This is a genomic window from Myroides phaeus (assembly GCF_009799805.1).
GTDB classification, from domain to species: Bacteria; Bacteroidota; Bacteroidia; order Flavobacteriales; family Flavobacteriaceae; genus Flavobacterium; species Flavobacterium phaeum_A.
The window spans coordinates 1,645,779-1,672,203 of record NZ_CP047050.1 but is presented as its reverse complement, the minus strand read 5'-3'; the positions used below and the strand labels follow the sequence as shown (position 1 = coordinate 1,672,203).

Genomic DNA, 26,425 nt, shown 5'->3' with positions numbered 1-26,425 from the left:
AACGTTAAATTGTCTATTAGACTTTTTGTGACCATGGCAGGATTCAAACCTGCAACCTTCTGAGCCGTAATCAGATGCGCTATTCAGTTGCGCCACATGGCCATTTCGTTATTGCGAGTGCAAATATAGAACGATATTCTGTAAATACAAACTCCATCTGCGTTTTTTTTCAATCCTTTTTTGACCAATCCTTTTAAATAACTATAAATAAGCTATTTGTAAGGAAAAATATTTTTATATTTTTTTTACTCAAAAAAGAACAAAACTACTTTTTACTCAAAACACCAACAAATACAAGCGAATCCGAAACACCTACATCTAATAAAAATTACGTCAATACAGACTTAAAATTTATCCTTTGGCGGTAAATAATAGATATATAAAGCAGCTGTTATTACAAATAAAACTAAAATAAAGTAAAACGAGTTTCCCGTAAATAGTCCAAAAACCAAAAATAGTATTGTTGCAATTGCTCCTATAAATAGAAAATCGAAACTTTTTTTATCTATTAACTCGTCATCCCAATCTTCTTCTTCTTGTTCTAATAATTCTTTTTCCTTTTGCTTATACTCTAAATACTCTTCTTTACTCTTAAAACTCTTTACAGTAAAAAACTGTCGAACTATTAAGAATGTTACTATTGCAACCACAAAAAACACAACCACTGCACTCATCTACTATTCAAATTCTTGTTTTTAACACTCCGAAAATAACTATTTTATCAAACTCTACAAAAATTATATAATATAGATTTTAATAAATATGTTATAAAGTTAAATATTTAGACTTGTTTTACTTATTTACCAAATACTCATAAAAAAAGAGGATGCTCACACATCCTCTTTTTTTTATATTTAAAATAACAACTCTCTACTCCTTTCAAAGCATAAGATTTTGTCATTACTATCTCTACTTCTCGTTTAAAGTTTTCAAGAAATCATCATTATTATCTGTCCTTCTTAGATTATCAATAATAGATGTCATCGCCTCTACAGAATTCATATTATCCATTACATTACGCATAACCCAAAGGCGCTGTAAAGCATCTTTATCTAATAATAAGTCATCGCGTCTTGTACTTGATGAAGTAATATCAATTGCAGGGAAAATACGCTTATTAGAAAGTTTTCTATCTAACTGAAGTTCCATATTACCAGTACCTTTAAACTCTTCAAAGATAACCTCATCCATTTTTGAACCAGTATCTACAAGAGCAGTTGCAATAATACTTAAAGAACCTCCATTTTCAATATTACGAGCAGCACCAAAGAAACGTTTTGGTTTTTGTAGCGCATTAGCATCTACCCCACCACTCAATACCTTACCTGAAGCAGGTTGTACCGTATTATAAGCACGTGCTAAACGTGTAATTGAATCTAATAAAATAACAACATCGTGACCGCATTCAACTAAACGCTTTGCTTTCTCTAAAACGATATTAGCAACTTTCACGTGTCTTTCTGCAGGTTCATCAAATGTTGAAGCAATAACCTCAGCATCTACACTTCTCTGCATATCTGTAACCTCTTCTGGACGCTCATCAATTAAAAGTACGATTAAATAAGCCTCTGGGTGATTCGCAGCAATAGCATTTGCTACATCTTTTAACAACATCGTTTTACCCGTCTTTGGTTGTGCAACGATCATACCACGTTGTCCTTTACCAATTGGAGCAAACATATCCATTAAACGAGTTGATACCGTACTTTTTCTTCCATCAAGATTAAACTTCTCTTGAGGAAATAAAGGTGTCAAATGTTCAAATGATACTCGGTCACGCACAGCTTGTGGATCGTGTCCGTTAATTTTTAATACTCTTACAAGTGGGAAAAACTTCTCTCCTTCTTTTGGAGGTCTTACCACTCCTTTAACTGTATCTCCCGTTTTTAAACCAAATAATCTAATTTGAGATTGCGATAAGTAAATATCATCAGGAGAAGATAAATAGTTATAATCTGCAGAACGCAAGAACCCATAACCATCAGGCATCATTTCAAGAACACCTTCACTTTCAATAATTCCGTCAAACTCATAATCTGGTTCTCTGTAATTATTGCGTTTATTATTATGGTTGTTATTATTTTTATTTTGTTGATTATTGTGTGGCTTTTTATTTTGATCTGAATCATTATTTTGATTCGTTTCAGCAAGAACATTAACCTCAGCAACATCTGTATCTACATCAGCCACAGTAGAAACTGCTTTTGTCTCTGTTGGCTCAACTGTATTTCTATTCTGATTTTTAAAATCTCTTTTTTGAGAATCGCGGCGATTAGAATCATCACCTCTCTTTTTATTAAATTCCCTTTTATTTTCACGATTATGAGCTGGCTTAGCCTCTCTCACACCTTCTGCTTTTTCTTCTGTACTGGTTGTATCAGTAGAAACTCTTTTTTCGTTTTGTTTTGCAGCGGGTTTTCTATGAGGTTTATCAGCAATTACCTGAGAAGCTTGTTCTAACTTCGCTCCTAACTTGCTCTCTTCTTCTTGGGGTTTATTTAGTCTTGGACGCTTTGATTTATCGCTCGACTCTCCAACTTCTTGTGGCGTTGCAGCTTTCTTAGGATTAACAGTATTCGGTCCTTTCACACTCTCCTTTGCAACATTAGAATCTGCTTTTTGACTACCTAAAATTTGCGTAATAAGCTCATCTTTCTTCAATGAAGCGATTTTACCTATTTTGGCTTTTTTAGCAATCTCCTGAAGGTCAGCAACCTTCATTTTTTTTAATTCGGAAATTTCAAACATAAAAATGTTTATAGATTATAAAAATATTGAATTATATATTTTAAATAAGATGGGAATTTAAAATAGAATTGCCGTATTATGAAGAACTTACGGCAGTACTGATGCAATATTACGAATTAATTTTTACAAACAATAGGTTTTTTACAAAAAGAAACGTTATTTTTGTATTTCATTTTTTACAAATCATGTTACAAAGAATTCAAACTGTTTACTTAATCATCGTTTTTGTACTTGTAGGTGTTTTACCATTCATATTCCCTTTGTGGACTAATGGAGAGGGTACAGAAATCTATTCGATGCATATACCTATGTTTACTATCCTTTTCGGATTATCAGTTGCTATGACAGTAGTAGCTATCTTAGGATATAACAATCGCAAAAGACAGTTTGTCATCAATCGTTTGAATATAATATTAAATTTTATACTAGTAGGATTATTCATATACAGATCACTAAACATATCTGGAGAAGCAGTTGATACTGTTTCGGAGAAAGGTATTGGAATGTTCCTCCCTCTTATTTCTATCCTGTTTATCGTGTTAGCAAACAGAGCCATTAAGAAGGATGAAGATCTCGTAAAATCAGTAGATCGTTTAAGATAAACCTAATATCTTAGTTTATTAGTGCGTTAAAAAAGCCGAACTTTAAAGTTCGGCTTTTTTGTTTTTTGACCATTCGATTATCTCTAAATCACTAATCTTACCTTGGTCTATTTTAAAGCACAGCATAGTTCGCACTTGATGAAAACCACTGATTCCTGCTGCTCCTGGATTCATATGTAATACTCCCAACATCTGATCATATTGCACCTTTAGTATATGTGAATGCCCACAAATGTAAATCCCTGGATGTTCTGTCATTATTCTTTGTTTCACACTTGCTTTATACTTTCCAGGATAACCTCCAATATGTATCATATACACCTTCATCCCTTCACACTCAAAAAACTGTTCTTCTGGAAACTCTAACCTTGCCTCTGCTCCGTCTATATTTCCGTAAACAGCGCGCAAAGGTTTTACCTTCTTAATCGTATCAGTTACTGTTAAGTCCCCTATATCTCCAGCGTGCCAAACCTCATCAGCTTGTACTACATATTTCATAATATGCTCATCTATACAACTATGCGTATCAGACAATAATAATATATTCTTCACCTGTATTACCTATTTAAAACAAGAAAGCCTCTCTACTGAGAAGCTTTCTAATATGATTACTCTGTATAAAACAAAATTAACTCTTCTATCGCATTCTGACAAACGGGACAGAAATCTGGGTATTGATTTGTTTTCATTCTACAATCTAATGTTCCTTTGTAAATCTTTCTTCCTGCTAATCCTTCATAAACACCTATTGGATATTTTTTCACGTCTTTAGCGTCAGTTGGAATTGGCGTACCTTTTTTCAACATTTTCTTCCACTTACTATTAAAATCTACAAGTGTAGTAATGTTTCTCTCCCACGGTTCGCTTACATTCGAAATTAAATCACTTAACACATCTTGCTCATAAAAATACTCATCTGCTAATCCGGCAAAACTATGACCAAACTCGTGCACTACCACCGGTTTAAAATCCTTATTCCCCGTTGTAGTTAATGTGTACGAGTTGTAAATTCCACCACCACCATACACATCAGTATTCGCTAAAATAACAATGTGCTCGTAAGGAATACCCGCCAAAACATCGTGTAATTTTTTAATGCGATTAGTCGTCAAATAACGCTCTGAATAAAAAGTATCAAAATTTGACTCTACGGCTGTCTTACGCCACTCTCCTTTACGAGGCACGCTTACTCCAGAATCTTGAGAAGCACTCTTTACAGCAATAAAATTAAAGTTATCTGCAAATTTGCCAAACGGTTTGTGCTTTAAAATTTCCTCTATTGAAACCTTAGCTGCAGTCATAAACTTATCCATCTCTCCTGCTTGAAAACCTTCTGCTACAAAAACCACATTGATCGCTTTTCCCTCATCTTTCGCTTTATGTAAATATACGTGTTCTGTTACATCCGCTACTCCTTTTTGATGAATCAACATATCAGTTGGATCAACATAGTGAACTAATGTATCTTTCTCTTTGCCATTTTCGTCAAATAACACAAGTTCAATGCGCACTTTATGCTTTGGAAATGGAACTAAGAATACGTTTTCAAAACTCTTTGTAGTGCGTTGTGCTTCCTCAGTAGATAACCACTCTTGAAATAGTGTACTAAAACTATTCGTATAAATAAGTAAATCACTCTGCTCATCGTAAACGCGTACTTGTCCATTACCTTTTAGTGCATTTTCACTCAGGTGATGTGTTCTCCCTGCCCATTGTGGATACGAAGCTAACTCGTCTAATAAAATAAACTGTCGTTTGGCATCTCCTCCAAATACATAGTCTAATCGCAATGTTTTATCTTCAAAATAGTCTTTAAATTCTTGTGCACTGACCATTGTACTAAGGCACAATGCTAACAGTAAAAATAGTTTCTTCATTATGTTGTTTGGTTATTAAAAGGTAAAAATAGAAATTATTTACCAACTTATTTTGTACTTTTGTAAACATAAGTCATTATCTCTTTTAGATAAACTTTCTACGCTTTTAACTTATTTACTGTAAACACAAAATTGCTAAGCTGTTTTTCTCATTCCTATAAAAGATGACAGATACAGAGCAAAATCCTTCTAATCACTCAGTCGTAATCACAGTATAATTTAGCTATTTCCCATTTCTTACTTACCTTTTCAAAACAAGGTCATTAGGCTATTTTTTTGCATTCATTTACAGAGTGTATGTATACTGTATGTATAGTGCTTGTATACCCGTTGTATACTTTCTATGTAAAAAGATACAAACACCCTACATACATTAAACATAGGATATACATACTGACTGCATAAAACAGTCTTAACATTCGCGGTATTTTCTCAATGCTTTCAACAACTACTTTTTCCTTGTTTTAAAACACACACTCCTATTGCCCACTTATAAGAGTAAAAACTAATTTTATAATAACATAAACAGCCTAATCGTCTTTTTAAAGTATATTTGCTCTTTGTAAAAAACAGATTCACTTTGAGATACTTTTTAGAATTCGCTTATAACGGAACTCATTATCACGGTTGGCAACTACAACCGAATACTAAAACGGTACAAGAAATGCTTACTCACGCTATTTCTACCTTACTTCGCACGCCTATTGAGCTGGTGGGGGCTGGAAGAACAGATGCTGGGGTTCACGCAAAACAGATGTATGCACATTTTGATTTTGACGAGCCTTTTGAAAAAGCGACTTTGGTTCAAAAAATGAATTCTTTTTTACCTGAAGATATTGTTGTTTTTGACATTCATACCGTTGCTGAGGAAGCACACGCTCGTTTTGATGCTACTGCTCGTACGTATGAATACCATATGCATTTGTTTAAAGATGCTTTTTCTAACGATTTAAGCTTTTATCACTTCAGACCATTAAACGTTGGGTTGATGAATGAAGCGGCTAAAATCTTATTTGAATATGAAGACTTCGAGTGTTTTTCTAAAACGCATACGGATGTTTTCACATTCAACTGCACGATTTACAAAGCAGAATGGGAAGTAAAAGACAACAATAAATTAGTGTTTACTGTTTCTGCAAACCGCTTCTTGCGAAATATGGTGCGTGCAATAGTAGGTACATTAATTAATGTTGGTCTGGAAAAAATTACGCTTGACGATTTTAGAAAAATCATCGAAAGCAAAAACAGAGGAAACGCAGGGTTTTCAGTTCCCGGAAAGGGACTATTTTTAACTAAAGTAAGTTATCCTTATTTATGAAACGAATTAAATCTATATCACTACAAAAAATATTAAACTTCGCTAAGCCTTATAAAAAGCGATTTAATTGGGTAGTGGTATTTGCTATAACTTTATCCATCTTTGCTGCTATACGTCCGTATATGCTAAAGCTAACAGTGGATGAGTATGTACAGAAACAAGACAAAATGGGATTGCTTCTTTATGTAGGACTAATGGGTATTGTCTTATTATTAGAAGTGTCTTCTCAATTTTTCTTTACTTATTGGGCTAACTGGTTAGGACAAGACATTGTTAAGGACATCAGAGAAAAATTGTTTGATAAAATCATCAGTTTTAGAATGCGCTATTTTGACAATGAACCTGTTGGTAAATTAGTAACGCGTTCGGTGTCTGATATTGAGTCTATCGCAAGTATTTTTAGTCAAGGACTTTTTATGATTGTCAGTGACTTACTTAAGATGTTTGTGGTGCTTTGTATTATGTTCTATATGAACTGGAAATTGAGCTGTATCGTATTAGTTGCAATGCCAATATTACTTTATGCAACTCGCGTATTCCAGTTAAAAATGAAAACCGCTTTCCAAGAAGTACGTACGCAGATTTCTAACCTAAATACTTTTATTCAAGAGCGATTGACAGGAATGAAAATTGTTCAATTGTTTTCAAGAGAGAATATAGAATACGAGAAGTTTAAAGAAATCAACCAACGACACAATCAAGCTTGGTTGAAAAACATTATGTACAACTCGATTTTCTTCCCTATTGCTGATATTGTATCATCGCTAACCTTAGGGTTTGTTATTTGGTACGGAGGAATGTCGATTGTGAATGGTGATAACTTAACCACGTTTGGAGATTTGTTTGCTTACACAATGTTGATTACAATGCTTTTTAACCCATTGCGTCAAATTGCGGATAAGTTTAACGTAATGCAAATGGGAATTATTGCAGCGGAACGCGTGTTTGAAGAACTTGAACTTGACGAGGTTATTGAGGATAAAGGTACGCTTATTGCTCCGCAGTTTAAAGGACATATTTTGATGAAAGATGTGCGATTTAGCTATATTCCTGAAGTGGAAATTTTAAAGGGTATTAACTTAGAAATTGAAGCTGGAAAAACAATTGCTATTGTCGGGTCTTCTGGAGCAGGAAAGTCAACAATCATCAACTTATTAAACCGCTTTTACGATATTAATAGTGGTTCTATCAAGATTGATGGTACAGATATAAACGAGTTTAAACTGGATTCGCTACGAAAACAAATTGCTGTGGTACTACAAGATGTTTTCTTGTTTAGTGATAGTATTTTTAACAATATTACGTTACACAATCCTAATATCAGTAGAGCGGATGTAATTAAAGCAGCGAAAACAATCGGTATTCACAACTTCATTGAAAGTTTACCAGGTGGATATGATTACAACGTGAAAGAAAGAGGAGTTATGTTGTCATCAGGACAAAGACAGCTTATTGCTTTTTTACGTGCTTATGTAAGTAACCCAAGTATTTTGATATTAGATGAGGCTACTTCTTCTATTGATACACATTCAGAAGAATTACTTCAAAACGCTACTGATTACTTGACAAAAGGGCGTACATCAATTATCATTGCCCACCGTTTGGCTACCATTGTCAATGCAGATCAAATCATTGTTATGGACAAAGGTCAGATTGTTGAAAAAGGAACACATAAAGAACTCCTTGAATTAGAAAAGGGGTATTATAAAAACCTATATGAATCGCAATTTAAAATTGCAGAAGGAGCTTAAAAATATGAATTGAGGGAAGAGGTTATCTTCCCTCTTTTTTTTGTTTAAAAAACGACTTTCCCTTACAATTAGTGAATTTATTACAACTATTAAGTGTTATAGTTAAGCAATCTCAAAGTTATTTTATGACTAATAACAGCTTGCACAGACTACAGAACCTGCATATTTACTGCCAAGTTTTTTAATGGATTGGTAAAAAATAAGTGTATTTTCTGACAATAATAAATTGTTAGACGACAAAATACTAATCCCCCTTCACAATTCATTAAAGAACAGCTGACCAACTTTTCAATCCGAAAGTTTCAAGTAAGAAAATAAATGATTATTTTCGTAGCATAAAATATAGAAATATATACATATGAAATTCGATATTATTGTTTTAGGAAGTGGCCCTGGAGGTTACGTGACTGCGATCAGAGCATCTCAATTAGGCTTTAAAGTTGCGGTAGTTGAAAAAGAAAACTTAGGAGGTATCTGTTTAAACTGGGGATGTATCCCTACGAAAGCACTTCTAAAATCTGCCCAAGTATTTGAATACCTTAAACACGCTTCTGATTACGGATTGACTATCAATGGTGAAGTAGACAAGGATTTCAATGCTGTTGTTGCACGTTCTCGTAATGTTGCAGAAGGAATGAGCAAAGGAGTTCAATTCTTAATGAAAAAGAATAAAATCGAAATCATCGATGGATTCGGAAAAGTAAAAGCTGGTAAAAAAGTTGACGTAACTGATAAAGATGGTAACGTAACTGAAATATCTGCTGATCATATTATCATCGCTACTGGTGCGCGTTCAAGAGAATTACCTAACTTACCACAAGATGGTAAAAAAGTAATTGGATACCGCCAAGCAATGACTTTACCTCAACAACCTAAGAAAATGATTGTTGTTGGTTCTGGTGCAATTGGAGTTGAATTTGCTTACTTCTACAATGCAATGGGTACTGATGTAACTATTGTAGAGTTTATGCCAAATATTGTTCCTGTTGAAGACGAAGATATCTCTAAACAATTTGAGCGTTCTTTGAAAAAAGCAGGTATCAAAATTATGACTAACGCTTCTGTAGAAAAAGTTGATACTACTGGTGAAGGAGTAAAAGCTACTGTGAAAACAGCTAAAGGAGAAGAAATCATTGAAGCAGACATCGTATTATCTGCTGTTGGTATCAAATCTAACATTGAAAACATCGGATTAGAAGAAGTTGGTATCGCTACTGATAGAGATAAAATCTTAGTAAACGATTTCTACCAAACTAATATCCCTGGATACTATGCAATTGGAGACGTTGTTCCTGGACAAGCGTTAGCACACGTTGCTTCTGCTGAAGGAATCTTATGTGTTGAGAAAATTGCTGGTCACCACGTTGAACCATTAGACTACGGAAATATCCCTGGATGTACTTACGCTACTCCTGAGATTGCTTCTGTTGGTATGACTGAGAAAAAAGCTAAAGAAGCTGGTTATGATATCAAAGTTGGTAAATTCCCATTCTCTGCTTCTGGTAAAGCAAAAGCTGCTGGTACTCCTGACGGATTCGTAAAAGTTATCTTTGATGCTAAATACGGAGAGTGGTTAGGTTGTCATATGATCGGAGCTGGTGTTACTGATATGATTGCTGAAGCAGTTGTAGCACGTAAATTAGAAACTACAGGATACGAAATTTTGAAAGCGGTTCACCCTCACCCTACAATGAGTGAAGCAGTGATGGAAGCTGTTGCTGAAGCTTACGGTGAAGTTATTCACTTATAAGATTAAATATCAACAATATAGAAAAGCCTGTCAAAATTTTGACAGGCTTTTTTTATTCCCTATATTTATTTTTATTAACTATAAAAACACCACGTAATGAAACGTTCAAGCGCAAATTTTTACAGGACAATACTGTTTTTAGTATTTGTCGTCGGACTGATTTTATTGATAAAGAGTATCGATACCTATATATTTACACAGTCTTTTGAACTTTTATCTTTCTTAACACCACTACTATTCCTTTCTGTAGGAGTATGGGGTAGTAAGAAATTAACCCAACTTAAGAAATAGTCATTTTCTTCCCGTAAATTTCTATTGCTTAATTCCTAACATTAGAATAACGACATGATGGTTTTATCAAACAAAGAAGGTCATTTATTGCTAAATGACCTTCTCTTATTTAAACTCATTATTTATCTATTTTTTATATAACAACTCTCCTTTTTTCCTCTTTCCTTTTGATAAATAAACAGGTAAAATACTTCATTAAAAAAGCAATAATATATCCATAAAAAAATGCCTTACTCTAATTTAATTAGAATAAGACATCTTTTATATTATTTAAAAAAGGATAAACAAACTGCTAAATAGCAAGATGAATACTCCTATAAAACTTAATCCTTTTAGTTTATCTACTTTGTTTTTCCATAGTGAATGTCCCCATATAAATGGCAGTACAGTAATTGATATTAGAAGTGGCAGCCATAATATTTCATATACTGCACCAATTAATGCGTTACCATATATACCTTCTTCTTGTAACAGAGATAAACTAACTATTATACTAAACAATATAATGGTTATAAAACTGTAAATAGATAATAAACGATTTGTCATAATTACCACTCTTTATAAAATAAAGATAGTACTAATTATAATATAAAGATAGTACTAATTATAATATATATTAAATACCTAAGTAATTACTTGGAGTAATATTTTTTAATTCATTTTTAATATCTTCTGAAACAGCAAGCGTTTCGATGAAATTGTGAATAGACTCTTTGTTAATTACTGCATTAGTACGCGTTAAATCTTTTAATGCCTCATACGGATTAGGATAAGCTTCTCTTCTTAGAATAGTCTGAATAGCTTCTGCCACTACAGCCCAGTTATTTTCTAAGTCTTGCTCAAACTTCTCAGCATTCAACAATAACTTATTTAATCCTTTTAACGTAGATTCAAAAGCAATTAATGTATGTCCTAATGGCACACCAATATTACGCAACACTGTACTATCTGTTAAGTCACGTTGTAAACGCGATAAAGGCAATTTAGCCGATAAATGTTCAAATATAGCGTTAGCAATACCTAAGTTTCCTTCTGAGTTTTCAAAGTCAATAGGATTCACTTTATGTGGCATTGCAGAAGAACCAATTTCACCAGCTTTAATCTTCTGTTTGAAGTACTCCATAGAAACATAAGTCCACACATCTCTATCTAAGTCCATAATGATGGTATTAATGCGTTTTAACGCATCAAAAAACGCTGCAAAATGGTCATAGTGCTCAATCTGTGTTGTAGGGAACGAATGTTTTAACCCTAATGTTAATTCAACGAAATCAGTTCCAAACTGTTTCCAATCGTGTCCTGGGTAAGCAACATTATGTGCGTTAAAGTTACCTGTAGCCCCACCAAACTTAGCTGCGAAAGGAACATTGTTTAACAAGCGTAACTGCTCTTCTAAACGAACAACAAATACGTCAAACTCTTTACCTAATCTTGTAGGAGAAGCAGGTTGTCCGTGTGTACGTGCTAACATAGGAACGTCTTTCCACTCAACGCTTAACTCTTTCAACTTGTTTACTACCTTAACGAAAAGAGGCATATAAACATCGTGAAAAGCTTCTTTCGTCATTAACGGAATAGCCGTATTATTAATATCTTGAGAAGTAAGTCCAAAGTGAATAAACTCTTTGTATTCCTCAAGCTTAAGTTGATCAAAGGCATTTTTGATAAAGTACTCAACTGCCTTAACATCGTGGTTAGTCGTTTTTTCAATCTCCTTAATCCACAAAGCGTCTTCTGTACTAAACTCTTGGTATAGCTTACGCAATTCAGGAAATACATCTGAAGATACTCCTGCTAATTGAGGAACGTTATGCTCACACAACGCTATAAAATATTCCACCTCAACTAAAACACGGTATTTAATAAGTGCTTCTTCTGAAAAGTAATTCGCAAGTCCAACTGTCTTGTTTCTGTAACGCCCATCTATTGGGGAAATAGCGTTTAATTCTGTTAACATAATTTAGAATGTGTTGTTAAAAAACAAAGATAAACCATTAACTACAAAATATAAAAATATGGCATAAAAAAAGATAGCTTTTTACGGCTATCTTTTGAAAATTATTTAGACCACTCTTTTATAGCGTCTTTGTTTATCTTAATGTAATCTAAGTTATTAGCTTTTTCTGCTAACGCTAAAGCAAGCTTAGCTGTTTCTACTGCGGCTACTTTATCTCCTGATTTTGCTTGAATCTGAGATTTCAAACGAACAAAGTAATAAGGCACTTTATCTCCTGATTTCTGTATTGCTGCATCTACCCATTCTAACGCTTTTTTAAGGTCTTTTCCTGTTAAGTAGTAGTATTCTGCTGCCGCATAATAATCTACAACCTTAGGGCCAGAAAAAGTCTCCTCTATTGTTTCCATTGCCAATTGATCAGTTGGAACAGTAAAGCGAATAGGTACAATTACTTTTTCCCACATTATCTCTAAATCAGCATAATCTATATTCACATTATTTACAGCAATTGTCAGTGTTTCAAATTTGCGATCAGAACCAATTGCTTTTACTTTAGTTGACAGAGCTACTTTGCTTTCATCCCATTTTTCAGGCAATCCCCAATTGTTTGTATCTGCGTAAAAGATGATTTCCCACTCCTCTACTTTTGGAATACTATACAAGGCATAAGAACCTTTTTTCAATGTTTTACCACCAATAACAACATCATTACCAAAGGTAACAACAGTGTTCATATTTGCTCCGGTTCTCCAAAGTCTTCCATAAGGAACCAAATCACCAAAAACTAAACGCCCACGCATATTAGGTCTTGAATAATCTATATTTACATCTGTTAACCCAACTACTTGGTGAATCTCTGATTTTGTACTGGTAGGTGGAGTGTGTACCTGTGCATTTGTGCACAAAGCAAACAATCCAAAAGCGATTGCAACTAAACTTCTTTTCATTTTATAACAATTTTTCTGATTTTTCCTTTTCCTCTTCCCTTCACTATCTACACGTGAAATCAAGTATTGTAAATACAATATTTCCCTTGTAGTTAATGATTAGCATACCTAAGTATAGCTATCAAATGTATTGACTTATATCTTAATATTTTCTCAAAATGCAAACTTTTATTTACAGAATAACACAAAAAAAGCCGAGTGAAATAATCACTCGGCTTTGTACTTAACTAATTGATAAGTTTTATTTTACTTTCTGAACTCCGCTCTCTAACCAAGCTTTGTAGTCATCTACATCTGGTGTATATCCTACTGCTTCAGTTAATCGGTTTTCTTTACTATCTAAAATAATATAGTATGGTTGCGCATTAGCGTGGTAATTCTTCATTTGGAAATCACTCCATTTATTACCAATCGTCTTAATTTTATTACCTGTTGTCTCAGAAATATACTGCTCATTTTCAGGTAGCTCCTTTTTGTCGTCAACATAAAGTGAAATCAAAACAACTTCATTTTTAAGAATTGACAATACTGATGGATCTGACCATACGTAGTCTTCCATTTTACGACAGTTAACACAAGCAAATCCTGTAAAGTCTAATAAAATAGGCTTGTTTACTGATTGTGCATAAGCTACTCCTTTTTCGTAATCTGTAAAAGCAACGATATCGTGTGCTCCTAATTTAGCTCCATCTGGCAATACACCTACTGCATCACCACCTGCTGAACCACCTTTTCCTCCAACTCCATATGGACTTTCACTATACGTCATTGGTGGCGGGAAACCTGAAATAATCTTTAATGGTGCTCCCCATAATCCAGGTACTAAATAAATAGTAAACGTAGTTACTAAAAGAGCCATAAATAATCTTCCGACAGAAATACTATCTGTTGGACTATCGTGAGGTAATTTAATTTTTCCTAATAAGTACAATGCCCAAGCACCAAAAATAGCAATCCAAATAGCTAAGAATACTTCTCTTTCTAACCAATGCGCTTGTAATACTAAGTCTGCATTTGATAAGAATTTAAAAGCTAAAGCTAACTCTAAGAAACCTAATGATACTTTTACCGTGTTTAACCATCCTCCAGAACGAGGCATTGAGTTTAACCACCCTGGGAACATTGCAAATAACATAAATGGTAAAGCTAATGCCAATGAGAAACCTAACATCCCTACAATAGGTGCTATTCCTCCTTTAGACGCTGCTTCTACCAATAAAGTTCCTACAATAGGTCCTGTACAAGAAAACGACACAATAGCCAAAGCTAAAGCCATAAATAGGATACCAATAATACCACCTCTATCTGCTTGTGAATCTACTTTATTCGCCCAAGAGTTAGGTAACATAATTTCAAATGCTCCTAAGAAAGACGTAGCAAATACCACTAATAACAAGAAGAAAATCACATTAAAATAAACGTTAGTTGATAACGCATTTAATGAATCCGCTCCAAATATAGCAGTAACAATTGTTCCTAAGATTACATAAATAAAAATAATAGACAATCCGTAGATAATCGCATTCTTAATCCCTTTAGCACGTGTTTTACTTTGTTTTGTAAAGAAACTAACCGTCATAGGAATCATAGGGAATACACAAGGTGTAAGTAAAGCTGCAAAACCAGAGAAGAACGCAAGAATAAAGATTGTAAACAATCCTCTTTTCTCTTCTTTCTTGTTTGTAACTACTGCTCCATCTGTTTCACTTGTAGCACTATCTTTCGAATCTGTTGCTGAAGTTTTTGTAGCGTACTCTTCAAAGTTTTTAACCTCAACAGAAGTTAAAGTCTTTAAGTCAAAAACAAATAAATTACTTTGACTGATACATACTTCTTCACAAACTTGGTATGCTAATTCAACTTGTACATTTGGTGTATCTTGATTTGTCAACTTGATATCCTGAACCAATTTTACTGGTCCTACAAAATAAGTTTCATCAACATCAAAAATATCGTTGAACGTTGTTTTTGTTTCACTCTCTTTTGCCGCTCCTACTAACTCATAATTTCCCTCTTGGTTGTTATAAATAAACTCTGTAGGTAGTGGTCCTCCATCTGGAGTGTGCTGAGAATACATATGCCATCCCTCTTGAATAATACCATCCCAAGTGATAGTGTATTCTGTGTCAGACTTCTTCTCGATTTTAGTTTGCCATTTCGCAGGGTTTGCAATCTGTGCTTGCATTGACACAAATGACACTAAAAAAAGTAGCAAATAAGCTAATTTTCTCATAAAATAACTTGAATTTTAAAAATGTTTGTAGTTGTATTTTTTACCTTAAATCGTTCATCCATTCGACTTCCAATAATCCATACAATTTTATCTTCTGAGCATAAAAGATAGGTATTTTCTTTATCTATCAGACTAAACTTCTCGTCTTTAAAGAACTTACTTACTTTTTTACTGCCCTTCATCCCAAAAGGAATAAATTTATCTCCACTTCTGTATTTTCGAATAGATAAAGGAAACTTTAAAGCATCTCCATCCACATAAATTACAGAACTATCGCTTTTTAATTCTTTTTCTTCATAAGGTGTTATACTAATCTTTAGTGGTTCGGTTAATGTTTGTTTTGGTTCTAAAAAATATATTTGTTCTTTATTCTCTTCTTTATCTGCTAAACTTTGTAAAATAAGTTCATCTCTATTCTTAAGCAACATATGCGTTGGTGAATAAACTACTTTACCTGATGTAGCATCTAATAAGTTTTCTATATCGCTCCAAGCTGTAAATCCGTAAGGCTGTAACCAGCGATATAAATAAGCTATAGGCGAAGATAATTCTTTTAGCGCTAAAATATCAATAATCAACTGATTGTCTATGCTTTTAACTATTTTTTCAAAGTATAAACGACTTGCATCTTCACTTAAATCAAATGTTTGCTGTAAGTAATCAATTGTTTTTTGAAACGAATTTGCAAACTGATCATTGGTCTCTTTTACTAAAGGCAATATGTTTTGTCTGATTTTATTACGAAGATATTTTGTCTGAGCATTTGTATAATCTTCACGCCAAGTAATCTTATTTTCTTCAGCGTAATTAACTATCTGCTCTCTTGTAAATGGCAATAATGGACGTCTGATATAATCATTCTTAGCAGGTATCCCTAACAATCCTTCAATACCTGTTCCTCTTGATAAATTGATTAAAAACGTTTCCATAGAATCATCTAAGTGATGAGCTGTCAACAAGTATTTATACTCCCCTTTTGCAATGAGGGATTTAAACCAATCATACCTCAACTCTCTGGCAGCAATTTGAATAGATATCTTATTCTCCTCAGCGTATTGTTCTGTTTGAAACTCCGCTACAAAAACGGGAATATCTAATTGTTTTCCCAATTGCTCTACAAAAGCCTGATCATCTATACTATCTTGTTTACGCAAGTGGAAATTGCAATGTGCTATTGCGATATTGAGTTTTAATTGATGACATAAGTGTACTAAAACGACACTGTCTATCCCACCACTAACGGCAAGTAACAATGGTTTTTCTACTAATTCTTGAAAATTACTTTCAATATGTACTTTAAGTTGACTTAACATTTTAATCTAAAGTCACCAAAGTAAATAAATAAATTCGGAAAGAGAAATGAATTTAGTGTGTTTTTACGAAGACAAGGGCTTTTTTAAGATACTATTATACTTCTTCCATTACCACTTACTTAAATGCAATAGAACTTAGGTGAAATAAATATCCTTTACTTTACAATCAAAAGTATATACCTAATTTAAAAAATAAAAAAAGGAACCAACTCTGGTTGATTCCTTCTGTATTATATTTCTCCTTTGTTTCCAAGGTTAGATGCTTGTGCGTATGTTTTCCATTTTGCGATACACTCCTGCATATCTTCAGGAATTTCAGTTTCAAATCGCATAAACTCTTTTGTTATTGGATGTTCAAAACCTAATGTTCTTGCGTGTAGTGCCTGTCTTGGTAAAACGCTAAAACAATTATCTACAAACTGTTTATACTTCGTAAATGTAGTTCCTTTCAAAATAAGGTTTCCTCCATAACGCTCATCGTTAAACAAGGTATGTCCAATAGACTTCATATGTACACGAATCTGGTGAGTACGCCCTGTTTCTAATCGACAAGAAACTAAAGTAACATATCCTAAACGCTCAATTACCTTATAATGCGTAACTGCCCATTTTCCCATAGTTTCGTCGTCAAAAGCAGCCATTTGCATTCTGTCTTTAACGTGGCGACCGATATAGCTTTCAATTACTCCCTCATCTTCTTCAACATTTCCCCATACCATTGCCATATACTCACGCTCCGTAGTTTTTGCAGCAAACTGTTTTTGCAATTCAGTCATTGCCCACTCTGTTTTTGCAACTACTAAAAGTCCTGTTGTATCTTTGTCAATACGGTGTACTAATCCTGGACGTTCACTACTATTTAAAGGTAGATTATCAAAATGGTAAGCCAATGCATTTACCAATGTCCCTGTGTAATTACCGTGTCCTGGATGAACTACAAGTCCTGCTGGTTTATTAATAACTAAAACAGCGTCATCTTCATAAACTATATCTAACGGAATATCCTCTGGTATGATGATGTTTTCAAATGGTGGTTGTTTCATCAACACACGTACAACGTCCATTGACTTCACTTTGTGATTTGATTTAACAGGTACATCATTCACAAAAATATTTCCATTTGCAGCAGCTTGTTGGATTTTGTTTCTCGTAGCATTTTCTACTAAGTTCATTAAAAACTTATCTACTCTAAGAGGAGCCTGTCCTTTTCCTGCTTCAAATCTAAAATGTTCATATAATTCTCCATCTAAATCATCGAACGCTTCAATATTACCTTCTTGCATATATCTTTCTTATATCTTTCTTAATCAATCTCTGGTGCTACGTCTAATTCTTCTTGTGTATAAGCTGCTCTACCATCTCCTAAAACAAAGTCAACTCGAGAATTTTTAGACACTTTATCTCCTTTTTTCAACACTTTACCATTTTGAGTCACTCTCAAGACTACATCTTTTCCTATAAATGTTTCATAAGAAATAGTCCCCTCTTTTAACCCTAACGATTTAATAGTTGCTAAAACTTGTCTGTACGTTAACTTTTCGAATTCTGGTAAAATCACTTTTCCATAACCTGCTGCGTTAATCTTAACATATATTTTTCTATTCTCTTTTACATCCGTATTTGGTTCTGGATCTTGTTCAAGAATAGTTAAAGGAGGAAAATCTCTATCGTAATCTACCGTATCAAGTACAACCATACGCAAACTGTTTTTCTCTAAAACCTGGATTGCCTGATCTGTATCCAACTTTAAAATTGATGGTACAGCAATACGTTGCCCGTGATTTGTTGTTTTCTCTAACCATTTAAGAGCTAAAAATACTCCAGCTACAAGCATAACTACTGCAGCGATTAGAGAAATAAAAAAAGCCTTGCTTTTTAAAAAACCAAATAATTTCATATCTATTTATTTTGGGCAAAGATATAAAATCGAAAACATTTTTTGTTTCTATGTTTTGTTATAAATTTGTTTTACCCAAAGTACCCTATAATTTTCTCTCTCGAGAAATAAAACTAATTAAAAATGAAGCATGTAGCTATTATCATGGGAGGTTATTCAAGCGAATATAAAATCTCATTAGTAAGTGGAAAAGTTGTCTTTGATAATTTAGATAGAAATAAATACATCCCATACGCAATTCACATTCTGAAAGACAAATGGGTCTATGTTGATGAAAACAATGCCGAATTTCCAATTGATAAAAATGATTTCTCTGTTCAATACAACGGAAACAAGATTTCATTTGATGTTGTATTCAACGCAATACACGGTACTCCAGGAGAAGATGGCTTAATGCAAGCTTACTTCAATTTAATTGGTATGCCTCATACTTCTTGTGATTATTATCAAGCTGCTTTAACAATGAATAAAAGAGATATGCTATCTGTTGTAAAACCTTATGGTATTAAAACAGCAATCTCTTATTATTTGAATGAAGGAGATGTTATTGATACAGAAGCTATCATTCAACGCGTAGGATTACCTTGTTTTGTTAAACCTAATCGCTCTGGTTCAAGCTTTGGTATCTCTAAGGCTAAGAATACAGAAGAGTTGTTACAAGCCATTGAAACAGCTTATAAAGAAGACAATGAAATTATTATTGAAAGTTTCTTAAATGGTACTGAAGTTTCTGTTGGTGTGATCAATTACCAAGGAGAAATAATTGTTTTACCTATTACAGAAATTGTTTCAGAAAACGACTTCTTTGATTACGAAGCTAAATATTTAGGTAAATCTCAAGAGATTACTCCTGCACGAATTGACGAAGCTACAAAAGCTAAAATAGAAGATATCGCTTCTCGTATTTATAAAATCTTGAAAATGGAAGGATTCTCTCGCAGTGAATTTATCATTGTAGACGGCGTGCCTTTCTTATTAGAAATGAATACTGTTCCAGGTTTGACAAATGAAAGTATCTTACCTCAACAAGCGAAACAAGCGAATATCTCTTTATCTGATTTGTTTGGCAACGCAATTGTTTTAGCTTTGCAAAAGGCACAATAATTATTAACTATGAGAAGAGCAGTTTTTCCTGGTTCATTTGATCCTATTACAAATGGGCACTATGACATTATAAACAGAGCATTACCTTTGTTTGATGAGATTATAGTTGCAATAGGAGTTAATTCTGATAAAAAGTATATGTTTTCTCTTGAAGAAAGAAAGCGTTTTATAGAAAAAACTTTTAAAGACGAACCTAAAATAAAAGTAACCACTTATGAAGGGCTAACAACAGACTATTGTTTTGAAGTTAATGCTCAATTTATTTTAAGAGGACTTAGAAACCCTGCTGATTTTGAATTTGAAAAAGCGATTGCTCATACAAATCGTTTTCTTTCTAAAATAGAAACTGTCTTTTTGCTTACTGCTGCAAGCACTTCTTTTATCAGTTCAAGTATCGTACGCGACGTTATAAGAAATAAAGGAGACTATTCTAAATTAGTTCCAGAACCAGTTAAGTTTTAAATATAAAAAAATCCGTTCTATGATAGAACGGATTTTTTTATATGTATTTTTCTTATTTGTGGAATACAAGAACCTTATTTATTTCAAGACTCCTGCCTCGTCAATCAATAATTTAATATTCTCATACGAATTATTCATTGCCTCTCTAATTTGCTCTTTGTTTAACCACACAGCTTTTTCAATTCCTTCTTCCAACTGTCCAACTGGAGTTCCTTCGAAATCAGTTTTCATCTCATACCAAGTTGTTATTTTTAACTTGTACTTGCCATTACGTTTAAAGATATGGTAGGTTTTAGGTAGTTTACGCACTATCTCTAATCCGTTTACTCCTGTCTCCTCTTCCACTTCGCGAATAGCAGTTTCTTCCATTTCTTCGTTCTTTTCAATTCCTCCTTTAGGTAAATCCCATTTACCACTGCGAAGAATAAAAAGAATCTCTCCTTTTGAATTATATACCAATCCACCTCCAGCTTTTTGCACAGGAATCTTATCTTTTATCTTTTTTAAGATTTGTTTTTCATTTGGATGGTATAAAAAAGCCTTATCAATTTTATTTTGAAAATATTTAATGATAATTTTGTCAATATCGACACTATCTAATAAGAACAATTGAAAATCGGTTTCTTTCTCGATTTTATCTGTTAGAAACAAAGGTTTGTCGTTTACAAAAACTTTATACATTTGTATTATGATTTTTAATAAAGAAACAGCACACAAGACGGCCGAATTACTTCTGCAAATTAACGCAATTAAATTAAATCCTAAAAATCCTTTTACTTGGGCTTCTGGATGGAAATCACCAATTTATTGCGACAACCGTATTACTCTATCATTTCCAGAGATTCGTAAATTCTTAAAACAAGAGTTTGCTAACAACATTATCAGCAAATATGGGAAACCAGATGTTATCGCTGGTGTTGCTACAGGAGCTATTGGAATTGGTTTATTAGTTGCGGAAGCACTTGACTTACCTTTTGTTTATGTAAGACCTGAGCCTAAAAAACACGGTAGACAAAACCAGATTGAAGGACAACTTGAACCTGGAAAAAGCGTTATCGTAATTGAAGACTTAATCAGTACTGGAAAAAGTAGCTTACAAGCAGTGGAAGCTCTTAAAGAAAACGGAGCTAATATCTTAGGTATGGCCGCTATCTTTACTTACGAATTCCAAGTAGCTGAAGATAATTTCAAAAATGCAGGAATTGAATTAACTACATTGAGCAATTATTCTTCTTTATTAGAAAATGCAGTGAATCAAAAATACATCTCTGATACTGACTTAGATACTCTTCAAGAGTGGAGAAAGAATCCATCAGAATGGAATCAATAATAATTGACTAAAAACTAATCTCTATGAACTTAGAAAGCACTAAAGTTACAGTTCCTCAATCTGCTGAATATATTTTCAACGCCTTAAACGACGTGAAAAACTTTGAAAAATTAATGCCTGACTCAATTGCAAAATTTGAAGTAACAGGAGATGATTCTTTCATATTCGCATTAAAAGGAATGCCGGAAATTAAACTTAAAAAGAAAGAGCAAACACCTCATTCTAAAATAGTTTTAGGAGCTGCAAGTGATAAACTTCCTTTCACACTTACAGGAAATATCACAGAAGTTGATGCTAATAATACTGAAATTCAACTTCAGTTTGAAGGAAGCTTCAACCCAATGATGGCGATGATGGTAAAAGGACCTATCGGTAAATTCATTGAAGCTTTAGCTGGAAATATGAATAAATTATAATAAAAAAGCCCGATTAAATAATCGGGCTTTTTTTATTTCTTTAATTCCACTTTATACTCTAATAAAGCAGGATTCTCCATCAACTCTGTAAGCGAAAAGGTTTTGGTAAATGACTTACCATCGCTACTAATTTCAGCATCTTCATAAGACACTTTCTTAATTGGCTTATCAAAATTTACTATAATCTTATAAGTAAAGAACCCTTCCATTCCTCCTGCTTCTTTTGGTTCTTCTTCTTTCTTAGTTTTTAAATTTACTTTGCGTTCAAACGTATTTTTCTTAAAACTAAATACCGCATCATCTAAAAACATTGGACTACTTCCCATTTGATTATTCTGCTTAGAACTATTCAATGCAGCTGTTTTCTCTTCTATCTTTTGTAAACTACTGATTGTTTTATTAAGTTCCTCAACTCCTTTAGCTTTAAACTTAAATGTTATATCACCAATGCTATCATTCAAGGTAGCTTTCAATCGTATCTTCTTAGTTGTCTCAAAAAAATCAGCATCTACTTTCATAATACTGTCTTTCTTTACTTCTGGATTCTTTTCATTTATCAACGATAAATCTAATAACTCCTCTAATGATAACTCCTTTCCATTAATCATACCTACAAACCCATCAGCCCCTTTTGTTACTGATTTTAACTCACCTGCAGATTGTAATAACTCTGAGAAGTTTATACTATAATTAAACTCAAACTCTTCGTTTGAATTTACATTCATTTCTTCTTTCATTACACATGATTGAAAAAATAACCCTATACCAATGAACATTAAATAAATCTTCTTCATTTTTGTTTTTTTTCAAAGATATTAATTATTACAAGTAAATAAAGTCCTTTCAATAATCAAATCAATAAAATAGCGGCTATCCCCTTTTACAAAAGACCTTGTATTTTAAACTTTTGACAATCCATTTAAAACAAAAAACGGGTGGTTAATTGTATTAACCACCCGTTTTATTTTATTTGAGAAACATTCCTATTTATACTAACTCAGCACTTAATCCTGCATCTAAAAGTTGCAAACATTGTGCTTGAAGCTTTTTAAACTCTCCTGTTTTCACTGTACATTTTCCTTTATAATGAACTAAAATAGCACATTGTTCCGCTTGTTCAGATGTATGTTTACAAACTTTTACAAGCGTTTCTATCACATGATCAAATGTATTAACATCATCATTATACAGCACAATCTCAGTATTGTTATTCAACAATTCTGAAATATCAACCTTCTCTTGAACTTGTTCTTGTGTACTCATTTTTAACTCTTTTAATATTCTAAAAAACTATGCTTTAACGAATTTCAAAGATACCCAATTATTTTTTTCTAATTGTTTTTCAAATGACAAACCTAATCCTTCTGCACATTTTTGAATAGCAGAAACATCTTCAGTATAGAATCCACTAAAGTAAATTGCCCCTCCTTCTGTTAGACAAGCAATGTATTTATCCATATCATTTAATAAGATATTACGATTGATATTAGCTAAAATAACATCGTAAACAGGCTCTCCTTTTAAGATTGAAGCATCTCCTTCAAATACATTGATATTCTCACAATTATTGCGTTGCGCATTCTCCATTGAATTGATATAACACCAATTGTCAATGTCAATTGCATCTACTTGTGTTGCTCCACGCATTGACGCTAAAATTGCTAAAATTGCAGTACCACATCCCATATCTAATACGCGTTTTCCTTGCATATCATTTGTTAAGATTTGGCGAATCATCATAAATGTAGTTTCGTGATGTCCCGTTCCAAAACTCATTTTAGGTTCGATTACAATATCAAACTCCGCTTCTGTTTTTGCGTGAAAAGGTGCACGTACATAACAAACACCATCTACATCAATCGGGTCAAAATTCTTTTCCCATTCCTCATTCCAATTTACTTGTGCAATCTCTTCTTTGCGATAAGTAATTGTAAATTGATCTGATTGAAGAATAAAAATATCCTCTAAAATATCTGGAGTCCACAAGCTTTTTTGAACATAAGCACTTACTCCTGTTGCTGTCTCTTCAAAGCTTTCGAACGCCTTTTCTCCTAACTCAGCAATTAGAATTTCTGTTCCTACTTCTTTAGGGTCTACATTAAAGTGATAGGCAATATATACCATATATTATTGTTGTTATTTATTAACTATTTGATAACATTAAGTTTACCTTGAATTAAAAATTAAAACTTAACTATGTGCAAAACTAATGCTATTTTTGCATTATAATACAATACTCTATGAAAAAGCTTTTACTAGCGCTATTACTTGGGTTTCCTTTACTGGTTTCAGCCCAAGATAAAACAACAGAACACGAAGCCAGGCCTAATGATATTAAACTTGAACAATTACCTTATTACAGTTATGGTAAAGGGATTGGTATGACTTCTCCTGATAGTATTTTTAAATTAAATCTGCGTTTTAGGATGCAGAATAGAATTACAGCTTATAGCAATCAAGATGAAAAAGCAACGTTTGCAGGTGAAATTAGACGACTGCGTTTGCGTTTTGATGGTTATGTAGGTAACCCTAAATTCTTATATGTTGTGCAACTTTCTTTTGCGCCTGGAGATGTGGGGAAATCAGAGAACGGAGATCCACCAAAAATCATTCGTGATGCTGCAATGACTTATCGTCCTAATGAACACTGGAACTTCATTTTTGGACAAACTAAACTTCCTGGTAACAGACAACGTACCAACTCTTCTGGTGCTTTACAATTAACAGACCGCTCTATCAATAATGCTAAATTTAACTTAGATAGAGACTTTGGTGTACAAGCTTATTACTTAAACGAGAAAAAAGACGACTTCGGTTATATCCTTAAAACAGCTATTTCAACTGGACATGGGAGAAACTGGACAGGTAAAGAAAGTGATAGTTACGCTTTAACGGGTCGTGTTGAACTTTATCCTTTTGGTAAGTTTGCTAAAGGTGGGGCTTTCTTTGAAGGAGACCTTGCTCGTGAAGTAAAACCTAAATTAATGCTTGCTGGTACATTCTCTCACAATAATAATGCGCAAGCTTCACAAGGACAATTAGGTAATAAACTATTACAAGACAAATCGTTTAACTCTGTTTTTGCTGATGGTATATTTAAGTATAATGGTTGGGCAGGAATGGTATCATATATGAGCCGTTCTCTTGACGATGCTATTTCTTATGAAACACCAGGTGATTTAAGTAAAGACTACGCTTACGTATTTGCAGGACATGGTTTAGATTATCAATTGAGTTATTTGTTTCCAAGTAACTACGAGTTAATTGGACGTGTTTCTACACAAACAATGAAGAAACAGTTATATGAACAATTAAATCTTCCTAATACAACGCAGTTTACTTTAGGGGCTACTAAGTATTTATGGGAACACGCATTTAAAATTCAAGCAGAATTTACTTATGAACGCTTAGATATCATTAATAATCCCGTAAAGAACAACTGGTATTTTAGAATGCAGTTTGAAATGGGAATATAACATCAATATAGTTTAAGTACCCAAACAACTTATACGCTAAAAAACTATATTACAACAACTTATAAACCTACTATTACTTTCAAATTCAGTTATAATTGTCTAATTTTGAAATAAAATTCAAATAAATTTAGAAGTTATGAAAAAATCGATTGTAGTAGTAGGTTTACTTTTTGCTTTTTCACTGTACAGCTGTGGTAAAAAGAACGAAACTGAAAATGTTACTGTAGAACAAACAGAAACACAAGAAACAGTTGCAACAGAAAGCAAGGAATTTAGAGTTATCGAACAAGAAAAAATTGATAATCTTAATAATGCATTAGCTGAGAATAAAGCGGAAACTATTGAAGCTGTTATGCAAGAATACCAACCAGAAGATACTGGAGCAGAAGGAAAATATTCTTATGTAATTACAAAAGCTAATACAGATAAAGAAAACGTAACTTTACTTACATTAGTGGAAGATGGTCGTATGGACGATTCTATTAAAGCTATAAAAGTTACTATGGAAGTTGAAACTATTGATGGAAACTTCAAAGTATTATCTATTCAAGAAAGTTACCAATGTTACCAAAACAGAGGACACGAAGATTGGTCAGCAGAATTCTGTAGCTAACACATTAATAAAGGAAATATCCTAAAAAAGAAAACGCCAAGTAATACTTGGCGTTTTTTTTTATTCAGCTTGAGCTCCTTCTGCTCCTTTTGCTTCATCTTCTCTTTTTCCAATGTTCATATTTGGAAATTTCTTTTGAATCGATTTCAATGCAAATTCATTAATCTCATTCATCGCTTCTGGTGAAGGTAATTTCATAGTCTCAGCATTGTGTTTCAATACTTCTTCTAATAAAATTTGTGTTCTTAATAATTGAAAGTTTAAGTCAATTATTTCACCAGCTACATCAATGTCTCCTAATTTCATCCTTGTTTATTTTAATTTATTAATTCTTCTTGAT

Annotated in this window: 25 protein-coding genes and 1 tRNA gene; 10 read left to right on the top strand and 16 right to left on the bottom strand. The window is 33.1% G+C overall.

Going from position 1 to position 26,425, the window contains the following annotated elements; translation table 11 throughout:
* Positions 1–28 precede the first annotated feature (28 nt).
* The 3 genes from GQS07_RS07480 to rho all read right to left on the bottom strand — a co-directional run bounded on the left by GQS07_RS07480 (position 29) and on the right by rho (position 2,748).
* Positions 29–102 (bottom strand) — tRNA-Arg (locus GQS07_RS07480).
* 242 nt (positions 103–344) lie between these two features.
* Complete coding sequence (locus tag GQS07_RS07475; RefSeq protein ID WP_158210265.1) at positions 345–674, bottom strand: hypothetical protein; 330 nt, start codon at positions 672–674, stop codon at positions 345–347.
* Positions 675–909: 235 nt separating this feature from the next.
* A complete protein-coding gene (gene rho, locus GQS07_RS07470; RefSeq protein ID WP_158210264.1) occupies positions 910–2,748 on the bottom strand; it encodes a transcription termination factor Rho in 1,839 nt (612 codons plus the stop codon).
* Between the two features lie 185 nt (positions 2,749–2,933).
* Here rho and GQS07_RS07465 point away from each other — a divergent pair, with 185 nt between their 5' ends.
* Positions 2,934–3,350 (top strand): DUF4293 domain-containing protein, encoded by a 417-nt coding sequence (locus GQS07_RS07465; RefSeq protein ID WP_158210263.1) that lies wholly within the window; start codon positions 2,934–2,936, stop codon positions 3,348–3,350.
* Positions 3,351–3,392: 42 nt separating this feature from the next.
* Here GQS07_RS07465 and GQS07_RS07460 read toward each other — a convergent pair whose 3' ends face one another.
* Complete coding sequence (locus tag GQS07_RS07460) at positions 3,393–3,902, bottom strand: metallophosphoesterase family protein (protein ID WP_158210262.1); 510 nt, start codon at positions 3,900–3,902, stop codon at positions 3,393–3,395.
* Between the two features lie 56 nt (positions 3,903–3,958).
* Positions 3,959–5,227 carry a M64 family metallopeptidase gene (locus tag GQS07_RS07455; protein WP_158210261.1) on the bottom strand — a complete coding sequence of 423 codons (1,269 nt, stop codon included), beginning with the start codon at positions 5,225–5,227 and terminating at the stop codon, positions 3,959–3,961.
* Positions 5,228–5,807: 580 nt separating this feature from the next.
* Between GQS07_RS07455 and truA the strand changes: the two genes are divergently transcribed.
* The 3 genes from truA to lpdA all read left to right on the top strand — a co-directional run bounded on the left by truA (position 5,808) and on the right by lpdA (position 10,046).
* Positions 5,808–6,545: a tRNA pseudouridine(38-40) synthase TruA gene (truA, locus tag GQS07_RS07450; RefSeq protein WP_158210260.1), complete on the top strand. Its 738-nt coding sequence runs from the start codon at positions 5,808–5,810 to the stop codon at positions 6,543–6,545.
* On the top strand, positions 6,542–8,296 hold the full coding sequence (locus GQS07_RS07445) for an ABC transporter ATP-binding protein (protein WP_158210259.1): 1,755 nt from the start codon (positions 6,542–6,544) through the stop codon (positions 8,294–8,296). Before truA ends, GQS07_RS07445 begins: the two co-directional genes overlap by 4 nt.
* Before the next feature lie 358 nt (positions 8,297–8,654).
* The gene (gene lpdA, locus GQS07_RS07440; RefSeq protein WP_158210258.1) at positions 8,655–10,046 is read left to right on the top strand and encodes a dihydrolipoyl dehydrogenase; all 1,392 of its coding nucleotides are present in this window, start codon (positions 8,655–8,657) and stop codon (positions 10,044–10,046) included.
* Positions 10,047–10,953: 907 nt separating this feature from the next.
* On the opposite strand, the gene purB is transcribed toward lpdA, so the two are convergent.
* The 6 genes from purB to GQS07_RS07405 all read right to left on the bottom strand — a co-directional run bounded on the left by purB (position 10,954) and on the right by GQS07_RS07405 (position 18,684).
* Complete coding sequence (gene purB, locus GQS07_RS07430) at positions 10,954–12,294, bottom strand: adenylosuccinate lyase (RefSeq protein WP_199269090.1); 1,341 nt, start codon at positions 12,292–12,294, stop codon at positions 10,954–10,956.
* Between the two features lie 101 nt (positions 12,295–12,395).
* Positions 12,396–13,241 carry a DUF2911 domain-containing protein gene (locus tag GQS07_RS07425; RefSeq protein ID WP_158210256.1) on the bottom strand — a complete coding sequence of 282 codons (846 nt, stop codon included), beginning with the start codon at positions 13,239–13,241 and terminating at the stop codon, positions 12,396–12,398.
* 241 nt (positions 13,242–13,482) lie between these two features.
* Positions 13,483–15,474, bottom strand: coding sequence for a protein-disulfide reductase DsbD family protein (locus GQS07_RS07420; RefSeq protein ID WP_158210255.1), 1,992 nt, complete (start codon positions 15,472–15,474; stop codon positions 13,483–13,485).
* Positions 15,471–16,787, bottom strand: a complete 1,317-nt coding sequence (gene tilS, locus GQS07_RS07415; protein ID WP_158210254.1) for a tRNA lysidine(34) synthetase TilS — start codon at positions 16,785–16,787, stop codon at positions 15,471–15,473. The genes GQS07_RS07420 and tilS overlap by 4 nt, the downstream gene beginning before the upstream one ends.
* A gap of 230 nt (positions 16,788–17,017) precedes the next feature.
* On the bottom strand, positions 17,018–18,070 hold the full coding sequence (locus tag GQS07_RS07410; RefSeq protein WP_158210253.1) for an RluA family pseudouridine synthase: 1,053 nt from the start codon (positions 18,068–18,070) through the stop codon (positions 17,018–17,020).
* 20 nt (positions 18,071–18,090) lie between these two features.
* Positions 18,091–18,684 (bottom strand): PASTA domain-containing protein, encoded by a 594-nt coding sequence (locus GQS07_RS07405; RefSeq protein ID WP_158210252.1) that lies wholly within the window; start codon positions 18,682–18,684, stop codon positions 18,091–18,093.
* A 123-nt stretch (positions 18,685–18,807) separates the two neighbouring features.
* On the opposite strand from GQS07_RS07405, the gene GQS07_RS07400 reads away from it, so the two are divergent.
* Together GQS07_RS07400 and coaD are read left to right on the top strand one after the other, a co-directional pair.
* Positions 18,808–19,788, top strand: coding sequence for a D-alanine--D-alanine ligase (locus GQS07_RS07400; protein ID WP_090409245.1), 981 nt, complete (start codon positions 18,808–18,810; stop codon positions 19,786–19,788).
* A 9-nt stretch (positions 19,789–19,797) separates the two neighbouring features.
* Positions 19,798–20,250: a pantetheine-phosphate adenylyltransferase gene (coaD, locus tag GQS07_RS07395; protein ID WP_158210251.1), complete on the top strand. Its 453-nt coding sequence runs from the start codon at positions 19,798–19,800 to the stop codon at positions 20,248–20,250.
* A gap of 78 nt (positions 20,251–20,328) precedes the next feature.
* Here coaD and GQS07_RS07390 read toward each other — a convergent pair whose 3' ends face one another.
* Positions 20,329–20,931 (bottom strand): NUDIX hydrolase, encoded by a 603-nt coding sequence (locus GQS07_RS07390; RefSeq protein WP_158210250.1) that lies wholly within the window; start codon positions 20,929–20,931, stop codon positions 20,329–20,331.
* 7 nt (positions 20,932–20,938) lie between these two features.
* Between GQS07_RS07390 and pyrE the strand changes: the two genes are divergently transcribed.
* A complete protein-coding gene (gene pyrE, locus GQS07_RS07385; RefSeq protein WP_158210249.1) occupies positions 20,939–21,580 on the top strand; it encodes an orotate phosphoribosyltransferase in 642 nt (213 codons plus the stop codon).
* Positions 21,581–21,603: 23 nt separating this feature from the next.
* Entirely contained in the window at positions 21,604–21,996 is a 393-nt protein-coding gene (locus GQS07_RS07380) for an orotate phosphoribosyltransferase (RefSeq protein WP_090410351.1), read from the top strand.
* 32 nt (positions 21,997–22,028) lie between these two features.
* Here GQS07_RS07380 and GQS07_RS07375 read toward each other — a convergent pair whose 3' ends face one another.
* The 3 genes from GQS07_RS07375 to prmA form a co-directional block, all read right to left on the bottom strand.
* Complete coding sequence (locus tag GQS07_RS07375) at positions 22,029–22,790, bottom strand: hypothetical protein (RefSeq protein ID WP_158210248.1); 762 nt, start codon at positions 22,788–22,790, stop codon at positions 22,029–22,031.
* A gap of 193 nt (positions 22,791–22,983) precedes the next feature.
* Positions 22,984–23,259, bottom strand: coding sequence for an ATP-dependent Clp protease adaptor ClpS (locus GQS07_RS07370; RefSeq protein WP_158210247.1), 276 nt, complete (start codon positions 23,257–23,259; stop codon positions 22,984–22,986).
* Between the two features lie 27 nt (positions 23,260–23,286).
* The gene (gene prmA / locus GQS07_RS07365; protein WP_158210246.1) at positions 23,287–24,120 is read right to left on the bottom strand and encodes a 50S ribosomal protein L11 methyltransferase; all 834 of its coding nucleotides are present in this window, start codon (positions 24,118–24,120) and stop codon (positions 23,287–23,289) included.
* A gap of 116 nt (positions 24,121–24,236) precedes the next feature.
* Here prmA and GQS07_RS07360 point away from each other — a divergent pair, with 116 nt between their 5' ends.
* Together GQS07_RS07360 and GQS07_RS07355 are read left to right on the top strand one after the other, a co-directional pair.
* A complete protein-coding gene (locus GQS07_RS07360; RefSeq protein WP_158210245.1) occupies positions 24,237–25,472 on the top strand; it encodes a porin in 1,236 nt (411 codons plus the stop codon).
* Positions 25,473–25,608: 136 nt separating this feature from the next.
* Complete coding sequence (locus tag GQS07_RS07355) at positions 25,609–26,085, top strand: hypothetical protein (protein WP_158210244.1); 477 nt, start codon at positions 25,609–25,611, stop codon at positions 26,083–26,085.
* A 60-nt stretch (positions 26,086–26,145) separates the two neighbouring features.
* Here GQS07_RS07355 and GQS07_RS07350 read toward each other — a convergent pair whose 3' ends face one another.
* Positions 26,146–26,391, bottom strand: a complete 246-nt coding sequence (locus GQS07_RS07350; RefSeq protein WP_158210243.1) for a hypothetical protein — start codon at positions 26,389–26,391, stop codon at positions 26,146–26,148.
* Positions 26,392–26,425: the final 34 nt, after the last annotated feature.